This window comes from Curtobacterium sp. PhB78 (genome assembly GCF_003751685.1).
Lineage (GTDB): Bacteria > Actinomycetota > Actinomycetes > Actinomycetales > Microbacteriaceae > Curtobacterium.
The window spans coordinates 1-13,807 of sequence record NZ_RKIA01000010.1; the positions used below are offsets into that span (position 1 = coordinate 1).

Annotated in this window: 12 protein-coding genes; 6 read left to right on the forward strand and 6 right to left on the reverse strand. The window is 71.1% G+C overall.

Translation table 11 applies throughout. The annotated features are described in order from the left end of the window. Window positions 1–172 precede the first annotated feature (172 nt). Both EDF53_RS18145 and EDF53_RS18150 read right to left on the reverse strand, forming a co-directional pair. Window positions 173–949, reverse strand: coding sequence for an IclR family transcriptional regulator (locus EDF53_RS18145; RefSeq protein WP_123294849.1), 777 nt, complete (start codon window positions 947–949; stop codon window positions 173–175). A gap of 29 nt (window positions 950–978) precedes the next feature. Continuing rightward, a complete protein-coding gene (locus EDF53_RS18150) occupies window positions 979–3,225 on the reverse strand; it encodes an FAD-dependent oxidoreductase (RefSeq protein WP_123294850.1) in 2,247 nt (748 codons plus the stop codon). A 109-nt stretch (window positions 3,226–3,334) separates the two neighbouring features. On the opposite strand from EDF53_RS18150, the gene EDF53_RS18155 reads away from it, so the two are divergent. The 3 genes from EDF53_RS18155 to EDF53_RS18165 all read left to right on the forward strand — a co-directional run bounded on the left by EDF53_RS18155 (window position 3,335) and on the right by EDF53_RS18165 (window position 7,086). Then, the gene (locus tag EDF53_RS18155; RefSeq protein ID WP_123294851.1) at window positions 3,335–4,687 is read left to right on the forward strand and encodes an MFS transporter; all 1,353 of its coding nucleotides are present in this window, start codon (window positions 3,335–3,337) and stop codon (window positions 4,685–4,687) included. A gap of 88 nt (window positions 4,688–4,775) precedes the next feature. After that, window positions 4,776–6,269, forward strand: a complete 1,494-nt coding sequence (locus EDF53_RS18160) for an LCP family protein (protein WP_123294852.1) — start codon at window positions 4,776–4,778, stop codon at window positions 6,267–6,269. Between the two features lie 34 nt (window positions 6,270–6,303). Continuing rightward, entirely contained in the window at window positions 6,304–7,086 is a 783-nt protein-coding gene (locus EDF53_RS18165) for an endonuclease/exonuclease/phosphatase family protein (protein ID WP_123294853.1), read from the forward strand. 1 nt (window position 7,087) lies between these two features. Here EDF53_RS18165 and EDF53_RS18170 read toward each other — a convergent pair whose 3' ends face one another. Next, complete coding sequence (locus EDF53_RS18170; protein WP_123294854.1) at window positions 7,088–7,804, reverse strand: hypothetical protein; 717 nt, start codon at window positions 7,802–7,804, stop codon at window positions 7,088–7,090. 198 nt (window positions 7,805–8,002) lie between these two features. Between EDF53_RS18170 and EDF53_RS18175 the strand changes: the two genes are divergently transcribed. Continuing rightward, on the forward strand, window positions 8,003–8,929 hold the full coding sequence (locus EDF53_RS18175) for an SDR family oxidoreductase (RefSeq protein WP_123294855.1): 927 nt from the start codon (window positions 8,003–8,005) through the stop codon (window positions 8,927–8,929). A gap of 90 nt (window positions 8,930–9,019) precedes the next feature. Here EDF53_RS18175 and EDF53_RS18180 read toward each other — a convergent pair whose 3' ends face one another. Beyond that, window positions 9,020–9,337, reverse strand: coding sequence for a hypothetical protein (locus tag EDF53_RS18180; protein ID WP_123937293.1), 318 nt, complete (start codon window positions 9,335–9,337; stop codon window positions 9,020–9,022). A gap of 178 nt (window positions 9,338–9,515) precedes the next feature. On the opposite strand from EDF53_RS18180, the gene EDF53_RS18185 reads away from it, so the two are divergent. Next, entirely contained in the window at window positions 9,516–10,199 is a 684-nt protein-coding gene (locus tag EDF53_RS18185) for a TetR/AcrR family transcriptional regulator (RefSeq protein WP_123294857.1), read from the forward strand. A 118-nt stretch (window positions 10,200–10,317) separates the two neighbouring features. Here the strand turns inward: EDF53_RS18185 and EDF53_RS18190 are convergent, their stop codons facing one another. Together EDF53_RS18190 and EDF53_RS18195 are read right to left on the reverse strand one after the other, a co-directional pair. Beyond that, complete coding sequence (locus EDF53_RS18190; RefSeq protein WP_123294858.1) at window positions 10,318–11,847, reverse strand: threonine/serine exporter ThrE family protein; 1,530 nt, start codon at window positions 11,845–11,847, stop codon at window positions 10,318–10,320. A gap of 113 nt (window positions 11,848–11,960) precedes the next feature. Continuing rightward, entirely contained in the window at window positions 11,961–12,401 is a 441-nt protein-coding gene (locus EDF53_RS18195; RefSeq protein WP_123294859.1) for an OsmC family protein, read from the reverse strand. Between the two features lie 298 nt (window positions 12,402–12,699). Here EDF53_RS18195 and EDF53_RS18200 point away from each other — a divergent pair, with 298 nt between their 5' ends. After that, window positions 12,700–13,743, forward strand: a complete 1,044-nt coding sequence (locus EDF53_RS18200; protein WP_123294860.1) for an NAD(P)-dependent alcohol dehydrogenase — start codon at window positions 12,700–12,702, stop codon at window positions 13,741–13,743. Window positions 13,744–13,807 lie beyond the last annotated feature (64 nt).

Sequence of the window (13,807 nt, forward strand, 5' to 3'; positions counted from 1 at the left end):
GCAGCCCAGAACCGTCGCTTGTCCTCACGCGTGTGCCAACGACCCACACCAACACCTCACCACTCAAGGTGTTGCAACCACCCCTTGAACCCAAGGCGGCAGACTGTCGCTTTCGCGGGAATCCCGTCCCGGCGGGCGGCGGGCCGGCGGGCGGCGCTCCGCGACGCCCGCGTCAGTGCGCGACGGCGCTGATCATCCCGAGGCCGACGCTGATGCGGTCGGCGACCTCGATGAGGTCCTCGGCGAGGGAGTCCAGGTCGCGGTCACGCAGCTGCGTCAGGCGCCCCGAGATCGACAGCGCCGCCGCGATCCGCCCCGAGGCGTTGCGGATCGGTGCCGCGATGCAGAACCGGCCGAGCGCGAGCTCCTGGTTCTCCTCGCACCAGCCGCGCTTCGCCGAGGCGGCGAGATCGGCCGTCAGGGCGTCGTGCGTCGTGATCGTGTGGTCGGTGTACCGGGCCAGGTCGTCCCCGAGCAGCGAGCGTCGCTCGTCCGGCGACAGGTCGAGCATCAGCGCCTTGCCGAGTGCGGACGCGTGCATCGGCTGCCGCATCCCGATCATCGTGTGCGACTTCGGCGCGAGCGACCCCTCGAAGTGGCAGAGGTAGATGCACGACGCGGCGTCCTGCACGCCGACGTTGGCGGTCAGCCCGACGCGGTGCGCGAGTTCCTGCGCCGCCGAGCGGCTCTCGCGGTGCACCGGGTTGTGGTTGAGCCCCTGGCTGGCGAGCTCGAGCACGGCCCGACCGACCGAGTACGCCTGGGTCTCCGGGTCGCGTCGGACGTACTCGAGCGACTCGAGCGTCGCCAGGAGCCGCCCGGTGGTCGAGGTCCCCAGCCCGATCGCCCGCGCGATGTCGGAGGCGCGCACCGCGCCGTCGGACGCGCCGAGCGCACCGAGGACCGCTGCGGCTCGCTCGATGCTCTGGTTCGGAGGGGTGGTCGCCATCCCCTCATTCTGGCCCGTCCCGGCGCGCGTCAGGAGACCTTCACGGCGCTCGCGGTGACGAACGGGGATCCGTTCGTCGCGGTCACGACGACCCGCAGGGCCGCCGTGCGCACCGGATCGACGTCGTGGATGCGGTGGCGGTGCCGGTTCGCGTCGACCGCGGCGAGCGTCCGCCAGGTCCCGTCGACGCACGCCTCGATCCGGTAGTCGCGGGCGAGTGTGGGCACGGCGTCCCAGGGGGTGCGGTGGTGGTGCAGGTTGATGAGGTCGGCGTCGACGTCGTCGTTCCAGACGATGCGCACCTGGCGGACGTCGACGGGCTCCGGCCAGTCGAGCGAGAGCACGGCTGCGCCGGCACCCGCATCGGACGACCACATGTGCGGTCCGCCGAACGGGCGCTGGTGACCGTCGCTGACCCGGGAGGCCCGCCACGCGTCCGTCTCGCCGGCTGCGGTGAACGCGAACGCGTGTCCGCGCAGGGCGCGCGCCTCCCAGTCCGTCACGGGCTGTCCGGACTCCTCGGGGATGTGGTCGTCGAACTGCTCGTCGTCGGCGGCGCGGGCGCGCAGGGCCATCACGCCGTAGGGGTGGCCGTCGGTCAGCACCAGGCGGACGCCGGGCTGCCGACGGACCACGGCGACCGCGTTGCACGGTGCGTCCGGGTGGAAGTCCAGATCGACGACCGCTTCGCCCGGTCCGGCGGCGACGTGTGCGGAGTGCGTGCTGACGTGGTCGATCGGGGCGTAGTTCTGGGGCTTGCCGGTGGTCCAGAGCTCGATGGTGAGGTCGGTGTCGTCGTCCGCCTCGGTGCGGAGCCGGAACTCGCCGAGCGCGGGGTCGGCGGGCAGGAGGATCGCGACGTCGCGATCCAGGTCGAAGCGGTCGGCGGTCGCGAACGGCGTCGTGTCGATCGTGGTCAGCTCGCTGCTCGCGGTGATGCGGGCGGTGCGGGCCAGGTCGGCGGGGTCGTCGGCGCGGACCCCGATGACCGGTGCGTCCTCGCGCAGCAGGGTCTGCTGCAGCAGGGCGATCTGCTCGGTGCCGAGGGACCGTGGCGTCGTGCCGTGCCGGGCGACCAGGTGCGCGGCGGTGCCGGCTGCCTGCCCCTGGGCCGCGCAGGTGGCCATCACCCGGGTGGACCCGAACGCGACGTGCGACGCGGAGATGTCGCGGCCGGCGAACAGCAGGTTCGACACGTTCGCCGAGTACAGCGACCGGAACGGGATGTCGTAGGTGCCGTCGGTGTACCGCTGCTGGGCGCCGGCGGTCTCGGCGTAGACGCCCTCGACGGGGTGCAGGTCGATCGACCAGCCGCCGAACGCCACCGTGTCGGGGAACGAGCGCTGCTCGAGCAGGTCCTGCTGCGTCAGGGTGTGGTCGCCGACGAACCGGCGGTACTCGCGCTTGCCGGGGATCGCGCCCACCCAGTCGAGCGTCAGGGTGTCCGCGTCGAACGCCCCCGAGTTCTTGATGTGGTCCCAGATGCCGTAGACGACGCCCCAGAGCTCGTCGCGGATGCGTTCGTTCTCGGCGACGGTGTCGAGTTCGCCGCCCCACTCGATCCACCAGTAGTTGCAGCCGTTGTCGCCGGTCCGGATCGCCCGGTTCGCCAGGATCGGCGTCGTGCCGAGGTCCTTCGCGATCGACGGCGGCACGAACTTCTCGGGGCGGCCGGTGTCGTGCGTCGAGAAGAAGATCGAACTGCCGAGCAGTTCGTCGTCGGCCGTTTCCGGCGCCCACTCCTCTCCGTGCTCGTCGCGGCCCTCGCGCCCGATGCGGTACTCGGCGCCGGCGAGAGCCCCGACGAGGCCGTCGCCCGTGCAGTCGAGGAACACCGGTGCGGTGAACGTCGTCTCGATCTCGGACCCCATGGTCCACCCCGTGACGGCGGTGATGCGTGGTGCGCCGCTGTCGTCGTCCGTGGTCTGCACGGTCCGGACGTCGGTGTTGAGGTGCAGGTGCACGTTCGGCTCGGCCCGGACCAGGTCGAGCACGACCTGGTCCCAGTAGACCGCGTTGCCCTGCGGGTTCCGGTACTGGTTCTCGAGGAAGAGCTCGCCCATGATCCCGGTCTCGCGGGCGAACCGCTGCGTGCCGTGCGCCGTCGCGCCGACCACCCACACCCGGATCTCGCTCGAGGCGTTGCCGCCGAGGACCGGCCGGTTGGTGACGAGGGCGACGCTCGAGCCGAGGCGGGCTGCGGCGACGGCCGCGCTGACACCGGCGAGACCGCCGCCGACGACCACGACGTCGTGGTGCTGTTCACGGGATTGCATGGTCGGAACGGTATCACTCGGTGGCGTGTCTTTCCCACTGTGTGGCAATGTGTGCCCGGCGAGTGCTATCGTCAACGAATTCTCGACAACGAAGTGTGAGGCCCCACCCATGAGCGACGGAACCCGGACGCAACCCAGCGTCGATGCCGCCACCGCCCCCGACGTCCAGGTGGCCCTGGGCGACGACGCACGCCGCCAGGGCATGCGGAAGGTGATCGTCGCCGCCGGCGTCGGACACTTCGTCGAGTGGTTCGACTTCGGCCTCTACGGCACGTTGGCGACCGTCATCTCGCTGTACTTCTTCAAGCAGGGCGACCCGCAGGTCGCACTGCTGTCGGCCTTCGCCGTGTTCGGTGCCGGCTTCGTGATGCGTCCGCTCGGCGGGCTGTTCTGGGGGTCGCTCGGTGACCGGGTCGGCCGGAAGACCACACTGGCCACGGTCATCCTGATCACGAGCGGCGCGACCGCCGTGATGGGCATCCTGCCGACGTACCAGAGCGTCGGGATGCTCGCACCGATCCTGCTCGTCGTGGTGCGGCTGGTGCAGGGCTTCGCCGCCGGTGGCGAGGGTGCCGGGGCGACGACGCTCCTGGCCGAGTACGCCCCGTCGAACCGGCGCGGCTTCGTGACGAGCTTCATCGACGTCTTCGGCTTCGCGGCGTTCATCGTCGGTGGTGGCCTGGTCTTCCTGTTCACGGCGATCGCCGGCGACGGGGCCCTCGAGTCGTGGGGGTGGCGTGTCCTGTTCCTCGTGGCGGTGCCGCTCGGTCTGGTCGGGTTGTACCTGCGCACGAAGCTCGAGGACACCCCGGAGTTCCGCGCGCTCAAGGCCAAGGGGGAACTCGCGAAGAACCCGCTCCGCCGCTCGCTCCGGACCGGGTGGAAGGCCCTGCTCTTCTGCGTCGGGTTCGTCGTCCTCAAGGCCGTCGGTCACTGGATCCTGCAGACCTTCATGCCCTCGTACCTGCAGGCGGACCTCGGGTACTCGCCGCTCGTCTCGTACGGGGTCGTCGTCATCGGCTTCCTGGTGATCGCCGGCCTCGTCCCGTTCTTCGGGCTGCTGTCGGACAAGATCGGCCGGAAGCCCGTGATGCTCGCCGGGTGCGCGGGGTTCCTGGTGCTGACCTACCCGACGCTCATGCTCATGGACGCCGGCAACTTCTGGGCCGCCGCAGCCGCGATGGTGCTGCTCGGGCTGTTCATGGCCGCGTTCGACGGGGCGGTGAGCGCCGCGATGGCCGAACTGTTCCCGACCGCCATCCGTTACGGGTCGATGGGCATCGCCTACAACATCAGCGTGGCGCTCTTCGGCGGCATCACCCCGTACTTCGCCACGTGGCTGATCAGCGCGACGGGCAACACGTTCGCGCCGGCCTTCTACGTGATGGCCGCCGCCGCGATCACCGGCGTGACGGTACTCCGGGCGCGCGAGACGAACAAGCAGGGACTCGTCGCCGAGTGAGTCGGGCGCGGGCCGGTCGCAGGGGCTGTGGAGTGACCTTCCAGGCGGATTCCATGTCCCCTGCGCGCGCTCCGGTTATGGTTTCCCGGTGAGCAACGAACCCGAGCAGACGACGGAGCCCGCGCGCCGCGGTGCCGTGACGCCGCGCCACGGGCGCCAGAAGCGACGAGCGGGTGTGGTGTTCCCGGCGATCGCGGGTGTGCTCACCATGGCCGTCGTGCTGAGCGGTGGCTACGCGGCGTACGCGTACAACCAGCTGTCCGGCGGGGTCACGATCGTCAACGCGATCACCGGCAAGAAGGACACGAAGGACGACGTCGACGGCAAGGCGCAGAACATCCTGCTCGTCGGCGACGACCACCGGCCGGACAACGCCACCCCCGAGCAGATGGCGGAACTCAGCACGACGTCGGACGGCGGTGCGACGAACACCGACACGATGATCGTCCTGCACATCAACGCCGACGGCACGCAGGCGACGATGATCTCGTTCCCCCGTGACTCGTACGTCGACATCCCGGACGTGGGCAAGGGCAAGCTCAACAGCGCCTTCTACTACGGCACGCTCAACGGTGGCGGCGACACCGGTGGTGCGAAGATGCTCATCAAGACCATCGAGAACCTGAGTGGCCTGCAGATCGACCACTACGTGCGCGTCTCGCTGCTCGGCTTCTACCAGGTGGTCAAGGAGCTCGGCCCGGTCGAGGTCTGCCTGAACCAGGCGACCAACGACCCGTACTCCGGCGTCGACCTGCCGGCCGGCAAGTCCTCGCTGAACGCGAAGGAGGCGCTGTCCTTCGTGCGGCAGCGCCACGGCCTGCCGAACGGCGACCTGGACCGCAACGTCCGCCAGCAGTACTTCCTGTCGCAGGAGGCCCGGAAGGTCACCTCCGCCGGCACGCTGCTGAACCCGGTCAAGATGGGCAACATCCTCAAGGCCGTCGGCGGATCGATCCAGACCGACACCAACCTGATCGACCTCGCCTCGCAGATGCGGAACCTGCGCCCCGCGAACATCCAGTCGGCCACGATCCCGACCCTCGGCACGCCGACGATCTACGTGAACGGTTCGGCGCTGTCCATCGTCGAGGTCGACACCGTCGGGCTGCCCGCCTTCGTGCAGGGCCTGGTCGGCGAACCGGAGGCCTACGCCAAGGCCGGTCGCGCCCAGCCGGCCAACACCTCGGTCACCGTGCTGAACGGCAGCGGAGTCGAGGGTGCCGCGACCGCAGCAGGGCAGGTCCTGACGAGCCGCGGGTTCCAGGTCGCACCGGCCGGTTCCTCGGACACCACCAAGGCCACGCAGGTGCAGTACCCCGCCGGCCAGGAGTCCCAGGCGAAGGCGATCGCGGCAGCCGTGCCCGGTGCCGTCCCGGTGCGCACCAGCGCCGTCACCGGCGTCACGCTCGTGCTCGGCACCGACGGCAAGACCGCGAAGGCCGCCAGCGAGCCGAGCGCGACCGCGTCGAAGCCCGCGAGCACCGGTTCCGGGTCGAAGCCGAGCAAGCAGGCGTCCAAGGAACCCGCGCCGAAGTCCACCGACGTGCACAACTACGGCACCGAGGGCACCTGCATCAACTGAGGCCGTGGCCGGACCGGGTCGCTAGGTTCGAGGGGTGAGCAGCGCAACGCGTCCGATCGTCCTGATGACCTACAACATCAAGAACCCGGATCCGGAGCACGACTGGCCTGCCCGGCTCCCCGTGCTCCTCGACGTCATCCGCCGGCACGACCCCGACCTGGTGTGCGTGCAGGAGGCCTTCGCGCACCAGCTCGACGACCTGCGCGCCGGGCTGCCGGACCACGCCGACGTCGGACAGGGGCGTGAGGGCGGCACCGCGGGGGAACACCCGGCGGTCTTCTACCGACGCGACCGGTTCCGACCGACCGACGAGGGGTCGTTCTGGCTGTCGGACACCCCGGACGAACCGGTCTCGAACACGTGGGGCAGCCTGTTCCCCCGCATCGCGAACCACGCCGTGTTCCTGGACACCGACGGGCCGGCGGTCACGGTGCTCACCACGCACCTGGACCACGAACTCGGCGAGCACGGCGACGAGGTGCGCGGGAAGAGCGCGGCGCTCATCGTCGAACGGCTCGCGCGGGAGACCGGTCCGGTCATCGTCGCCGGGGACTACAACGAGCCGGCCGGCGCCGGAACCGCGTCACGGGTCTTCGCCGACGCCGGGTTCGACGACACCTGGCTGCTCGCGGGCGACCCGGGGGACCGGACGGCGACGTTCAACGACTGGCAGCCGCCGGTGGACACCGGGGAGCGCATCGACTGGGTGCTGACCCGCGGGGTCGCCGGCGTCGAAAGGGTCGTCATCGACCACGACGGGCCGGAGACGTGGTTCGCGAGCGATCACTTCCCGGTGATCGCGACGATCCGCGTGTGAGTCAGCAGCTCCGCTGGGCGTGCACGGGCATCGGGGAGCCGAGCACCGTGACCGTGGTGTCGTCCGTCAGGGCCGAGACGCCGTTCGTGCCGGAGGAGTCCTGGTCGTCGGAGGAGCCCCAGCCTGCGCGCAGCAGCAACTGCCACGCGCGGAAGTCGTCCGAGCCGAAGGACACCCGTTCGGAACGCGGGGCGTCCGCGATCTCGTCGGCGATGTCGTCGCCGACCTGGACGCCGCCGGGGCCGGTCAGCTCGATCCGTGCACCGAGCCGGCTGCGGACCTGGTCGCGCAGCACACGGACCTCGACGGCGTTGCCCGCCTGCGCATCGGTGGTCAGGGCCGCGACCCGGATGGCGCCGCCCCACGTGTAGGTGGTGCCGGCCGGGAAGCACGCGCCGCCGTCGCCCTCGGCGGTCTGGGTGCGCGACGGGGTGCCGAGCAGGCGGTCGAGCAGGCTCACGGTCAACCGGGAGTCGCGCATCGACGACTCGACGACGGTCTTCCCACCGTTGCGGAGCACCAGGGACTCGGCGTCGAGCTCGATGGAGTCGACCCGCCGCAGCTTCGCGTTCGACACGTGCACCGGAGCGGCGTCGTGCGACGTCTCCGCCGCCACGGCGGTGTCCGCACCGAGCCCGGTGGTGCCGTCGAGCGCCAGCGCACCGGCCGAGAAGGCGAGCACGGCAGCGCCGAGCGCCAGCAGGGTCCGAGGGGTCACCGTTCGACGGTACGACCCTGATCCGTCCAGAACGACAGGTGTTACCGAATCGGGTCCTGGCCGTCACCGGACCGTGACAAACGAGGAAGACGCAGTTGCGGCCCTGGACCGGTGCGGCCGGCGGACGCTGGCCGCACCGCGCGCCGGGGGACAGCCTCCTGGACGGCCCGTGGTGCGCCCCTGCGTACCGTCGGCGGCATGACGGACCAGCAGAACGACCAGGCAGGGCTCGACCAATACGCCATGCAGGACCCGACGAAGATGTACGCCGACAAGAAGCCGGACGAGCAGTACCTCGAGGGCGCCGGCACGGACGCCGAGATGGCGGAGAACGTCCCCGCCGACCACGGCGAGGACACCTACCGCGGCTCCGGACGGCTGACGGGCCGCAAGGCCCTCGTCACCGGTGGCGACTCCGGCATCGGCGCAGCGGTCGCCATCGCCTACGCACGCGAGGGCGCCGACGTCGCGATCTCCTACCTGCCCGAGGAGCAGGAGGACGCCGACCGCATCGTCGCGCTCATCGAGGCAGCCGGCCGCAAGGCCGTCGCGCTGCCCGGCGACATCACCTCGCTCGCGGTCTGCGAGCAGATCGTCGCCGACACCGTCGCGCAGCTCGGCGGGATCGACATCCTGGTGAACAACGCGGGCAAGCAGCAGAACGTCTCCTCGATCGAGGACATCTCGGACGAGGAGTTCGACGAGACCTTCAAGACGAACGCCTACGCGACCTTCCGGATCACAAAGGCCGCCGTGCCGCACCTGCAGCCGGGCTCCACGATCATCAACACGACGTCGATCCAGGCCTACGCGCCGTCGCCGCACCTGGTGCACTACGCGGCCACGAAGGCCACCGTGAACAACCTGGCGAAGGGCCTGGCTGCGCAGCTCGCGCCGAAGGGCATCCGCGTCAACGCCGTCGCACCGGGGCCGATCTGGACGCCGCTGCAGCCGGCTGGTGGGCAGCCGCCCGAGGCGCTGCCGTCCGCGGGCGAGCAGACCTACCTGGGCCGCTGGGGCCAGCCGGCCGAGCTCGCGCCGGCCTACGTGTTCCTGGCGAGCGGTGAGTCGTCGTACGTCGTGGGCGAGACCCTGCACGTCGACGGCGGGATGCCGACGCCGTAGGGCGCCGCTGCGGGCTGACGGGAGGCGCGGTGCCGGTGGGTACCGCGCCTCCCGTCGTCCGGGTGGTCCCGTCTGCGGGCCGTGGCGACGTCAGCAGGTGACCGCGCGCGCCATCCGCTCGAGGAGCTCCCGCGCCGACAGTGCTGCCGCGAGCTCGACCTCGACCGGGTTGATGCCGATCGCGTGCTCGAACGCGCGGCGGCGGGCCTGGTCGGCGATCGGCACCTCGGGGCGCTGGGGCAGCACGGCGATCGCCTGGGCCGCCGCCCCGAACGCGCCCGCGGGCCGCCCGAGCTGTTCCCACATCGCGCGGACGTCGTGCGCGACCTGCTCCGGGTCGCCGCCGAACTCGAAGCCGGCCGAGGCCATCGTCGCGAGTCCCTGTGCGGTGGGGTCGTTCGGGGTCATGCCCGGCATCGTCACACGGATCCGTGCGAACGCGCTGGGCGTGGTGTCGGTGTCCGTGTCCCCCCATGTGCTGACACCCGTACCGGGGATTCTGTTGTCCCCCGTTCTGCGTTTGGATGGACGTGCCCCGGGTCGGGGCGACCTCGGACAGGACGTCCGTGGAACGACGGAGGGCACGATGCTCGAACACACCAGCGCCGACACGCAGGCCGCAGTCGCCGCAGCGGCGACACTTCACCTCCGGATCACGATCGTGGGGGCCACCGTCGACCTGCTCCGTGACGTCCCGTTCCACGAAGCACGCGCCGTGCACGTCGCCGAGCGGATGGGCATCTCCGTCGAGGAGCTCGAACAGCACTTCCCGTCCTGGGACGGCCTGGTGCTCGCAGCCGTCGACCGCTGGAACGGCGGTCGGATGGACGAGGTCACCCGCGAGGTCGGCGACGGCTCGACCGTCGAGCTCCTGCGCGCGATCGTCGCGTCGAACGCCGAGGACCCCGCGCTCATGCGCCTGCTCGTCGCCCTGCTGTCCGTCGCGGGCAACGCCGAGCACCCGATGGCGACCTACCTGCGGTCGCGGTACCAGCTCTTCTACGCCCAGGTGAAGCGCGGCCTCGAGCACGACATCGCCGTCGGCCGCGCCCCGCACACCATGGAACCCCGTCGCGGCGCCGAACAGCTCATCGCGCTGTACGAAGGCCTGCAGCTCCAGGCCCTGCTCCGCACGGACCTCGACCTGGTGCCGGCGTTCGACCGTGCGGTGGCCCGACTCGAGCGCGGCTGGATGGAGCGTTACGAGCCGCAGGCCGCCCGCCGGCACGCGACGTGGAGCGACGGCGACGACGGCAGCTGGGACATCTGAGCCCGGACCGGCAGCGCCCGTCCGGAGCGCCGGACCGGCAGCGCCCGTCCGGAGCGCCGGACCGGCAGCGCCCGTCCGGAGCGCCGCACCGTCAGCGTCCGTCCGGAGCGCCGCACCGTCAGCGTCCGTCCGGCGCCGACCGTGACCCGCGGGGCACCGAGCCGTCACCGGGGTCGTACCCGGTGTCGCGGATGACCCGGAGCGCCGTGGTGTCGTTGTGGACCGAGTGCACGACGACCCGACGGGTCCGCCGGAGCGCCCGGCGCGCACCAGGTGTCGCGAACAGGCCGCCGAGCACGAGCCCGGCGCCGATCCCGAGCGCCACGGAGACCGCGGCCACGAAGTCGAGGGCCGCGCTCGACGATCCCGACATGAAGTTCAGCAGTGCGTTCGACACGGCGACACCGGGCAGCAGCGCTCCGCAGAACGCCGGCACCGCGATCGCCGCGACCGCGGTCCGCATCCGCGCCGCTGCGTAGGTGGACAGCACGCCGAGCAGGACCGCGGCCAGGAACGTCGCGCCGAGCAGCGGCAGGCCGAGCTGCCGCAGTCCCCACAGCGAGGCCCCCGCGGCCACCGAGAACACCACGGCGACGGGGATCACCCGCGCACTGGCCTGCTGCACGAAGCAGTTCGCCCCGGCCGACACCACCGTGAGCGAAAGTGACGCCCACAACGGCAGCGCCTGGGTGACGATGCCCGACGGGTCGACCTCGAGGTGCAGCCACTTCGTCATCGCGATCCCCGCGGGCACCCCCACGACGATGGCGGCGATGACCAGCCCGATGTAGAACGCCCGGGCGACCGCCATCGCACGGAAGCCGGAGATCGCGTCCTGCGCCCACGTCACGAGCGAGACGTGCGGCAGGAGCAGCACCACCAGGGCCGCCACCATCGTGGCGGCACCCGCCGGGTGCAGGACGCCCACACCGATGGCCAGGGTGCCGATCACCGACGCGACCGCTCCCTGCGCCCCGGACACGAAGAACTGCGGGTAGCCACGACCGGTCAGCCAGCGCCCGGACAGGATGATCCCGAACATCAGCACGAAGGCGCCGATGCCCGCTCGCCACCCACCACCGGCCTGCATCGCGATCGAGGTCCCCAGGATCGAGAGCCCGACGTCGGCGAGCCACGTGGGCCAGCGCGGCGGCATCCGCAGCACCGCCACGAGGGCGCTCACGCCCGAGGTCATGTCCCGCTCGTCGTGGATCAGGTCGTCCACGATCTGGTTCGCGCGCGCGAGTCGGTCGAGGTCGGAGCCGTCGGAACTCACTGTCCGGACCTTCACGAGCGGCGGGATGTCGGCCGGCGCGTACTGGATCGTCACCGAGCTGCCGGAGAAGTCGAGGTCGAGCGGTGCCAGGTTCCACTTCGTCGACACCGCGACGACGGCGGTCTCGACGCTGCGGGTGTCGGCGCCGGAGGCGAGCATCACCTCGGCCAGGTCGAGGCAGAAGTCGACGATCTGGGCGGCGGTGTACTGGTCGCGACCCTTGGCATCGGGTTCGACGTGCTCGTAGATCGTGCCACGCAGTCGCGCACGAGCGTCGCGCAGGTCGTGCTGCGCCAGGCTGCGGCGTCGGGGGCGGGGTGGCCGGTGTGGGCGCCCCGGCTTGGGCTCGCCGGGGAAGTGCTGCTCGGCCATCCGACCATGGTGCCAGTCGCGATCTGGACGCGACCAGAGCGGACGGGAGGCCCGGTGCCAGCTGGCACCGGGCCTCCCGTCAGGTGGTCGGTCGCGTCTCGGACGCGACCCGACTACTGCTCGAACGTCGCGTCGAGCGTGATCTCGACGCCGGTGAGCGCCTTGCTGACCGGGCAGGTCGCCTTGGCGTCCTCGGCGGCCTTGAGGAAGGTCGCCTCGTCGATGCCGGTGACCTCACCGTGCACGGTCAGGGCGATGCCGGTGAGCTTGAAGCCGCCAGCCGAGTCCGGGCCGAGCGAGACGTCGGCCTTGACGTCGAGGGCCTCGACCGTGCCGCCGGCCTCACCGAGGACGGCGGAGAACTGCATGGCGTAGCAGGCCGAGTGTGCGGCGGCGATGAGCTCCTCGGGGCTGGTGTTGCCACCGGCCTCGTCAGCGGCGCGCTTCGGGAACGAGACGTCGTAGGTGCCGACCTTCGAGCTGGAGAGTTCGACCTGGCCGGAACCGTCGTTGAGGCCGCCGTTCCAGGCGGTGCGTGCGGTGCGCGTGGGCATGGCCGCTCCTTTCGTGTGGGGGATCGGACCCGAGCGGGACCGTCGCAGCCGAGTCAAGCGGAGAACGTGCGTTCTCGCAACCGGCTCACGGCGAAGACGCAGGGTTCGCCGGTGTTCCGCGCGCACGTGGCCGCGCACTTGGTGAAGTCGGGCGTACCTGGTCGGAACTTCCCACCAGGTACGCCCGATCCTTCGCGCCATCGCGGGTGCTTTGGGAAGAACCGAACGCGGGACGCTGAGCGACAGGTGTTGCCCACAACAACAGGTGTAGCGTGATGGTGTTCAAAGGAGACCCATCATGCGCGCCGTCGTGTTCGAGCAGTACCAGACCTTCCCGTCCCTGACGGAGGTCCCGAAGCCCACCCCGGGTCCGGGGGAGGTGCTCCTCAAGGTCGCAGGTGCCGGCGCGTGCCACTCGGACGTCGCGGTGTACCGCGAGTTCGCCGCCGGTGCTCCGGGGTCGCAGCAGCCCCCGTTCGTCCTCGGGCACGAGAACTCCGGCTGGGTCGAGTCCGTCGGCGACGGCGTGACCGGGTTCACCGAGGGCGACGCCTACCTGGTCTACGGGCCGGTCGGCTGCGGGCACTGCTCGTACTGCTCGAAGGGGCAGGACACCTACTGCGAGAACGCCGCGACGAACCCCTACATGGGCATCGGTCTCGGGCGCGACGGCGGCATGGCGGAGTACGTCAGCGTGCCCGCTCGCAACCTCGTGCCGCTCGGCGACGCCGACCCGATCGCCGCCGCACCGCTCAGCGACGCCGCACTCACGCCGTACCACGCGATCAAGAACGCGCTGCCGAACCTGGCAGGCGGGGGCAAGTACGCGCTGGTCGTCGGTCTGGGCGGCCTCGGGCAGATCGCCGTGCAGATCCTCACCGCGCTCACCGGCGCCACGGTGATCGCGACCGACATGAAGCAGGACGCCATGGACCGCGCTGCCGCCCGTGGCGTGATCACGGTGCCCGGCGGGCCGGACCAGGCCGCTGCGATCCGCGAGATCACCGGCGGCCGCGGCGTCGATGCCGCGTTCGACTTCGTCGGAGCGACGCCCACGATCAAGGTCGCTCAGGCGTCCATGGCGGTCGGCGGCCGGTTCACCGTCGTCGGGATCGCCGGCGGCACCACCGAGTGGAACTTCTTCGCGACGCCGTACGAGTCGACGATCACGAACACCTACTGGGGCACGATCGAGGACCTGCACGAGGTCGTCGCCATGTACCGCGCCGGGCAGATCGTCCCCGACGTGGAGCGGTACGCGCTGTCGGACGCTCTCGAGGCCTACCGGAAGCTCGAGGCCGGCGAGCTGTCGGGTCGCGCGGTCGTCGTCCCGACGCTCTGACGCCGGGGCGCCTCGCGGCGTAGCTGGTCGAATCGGGCGTACCTGGTCGGAAGTTCTGACCGGG

Excerpts from the sequence above, each read along its gene's own strand:
- EDF53_RS18195 (WP_123294859.1), bottom strand. The coding sequence starts at position 12,401 with ATGCCCACGCGCACCGCACGCACCGCCTGGAACGGCGGCCTCAACGAC.
- EDF53_RS18185 (WP_123294857.1), top strand. The coding sequence starts at position 9,516 with ATGCTCGAACACACCAGCGCCGACACGCAGGCCGCAGTCGCCGCAGCG.
- EDF53_RS18175 (WP_123294855.1), top strand. The coding sequence starts at position 8,003 with ATGACGGACCAGCAGAACGACCAGGCAGGGCTCGACCAATACGCCATG.
- EDF53_RS18150 (WP_123294850.1), bottom strand. The coding sequence starts at position 3,225 with ATGCAATCCCGTGAACAGCACCACGACGTCGTGGTCGTCGGCGGCGGT.
- EDF53_RS18155 (WP_123294851.1), top strand. The coding sequence starts at position 3,335 with ATGAGCGACGGAACCCGGACGCAACCCAGCGTCGATGCCGCCACCGCC.
- EDF53_RS18190 (WP_123294858.1), bottom strand. The coding sequence starts at position 11,847 with ATGGCCGAGCAGCACTTCCCCGGCGAGCCCAAGCCGGGGCGCCCACAC.
- EDF53_RS18180 (WP_123937293.1), bottom strand. The coding sequence starts at position 9,337 with ATGACCCCGAACGACCCCACCGCACAGGGACTCGCGACGATGGCCTCG.
- EDF53_RS18200 (WP_123294860.1), top strand. The coding sequence starts at position 12,700 with ATGCGCGCCGTCGTGTTCGAGCAGTACCAGACCTTCCCGTCCCTGACG.
- EDF53_RS18145 (WP_123294849.1), bottom strand. The coding sequence starts at position 949 with ATGGCGACCACCCCTCCGAACCAGAGCATCGAGCGAGCCGCAGCGGTC.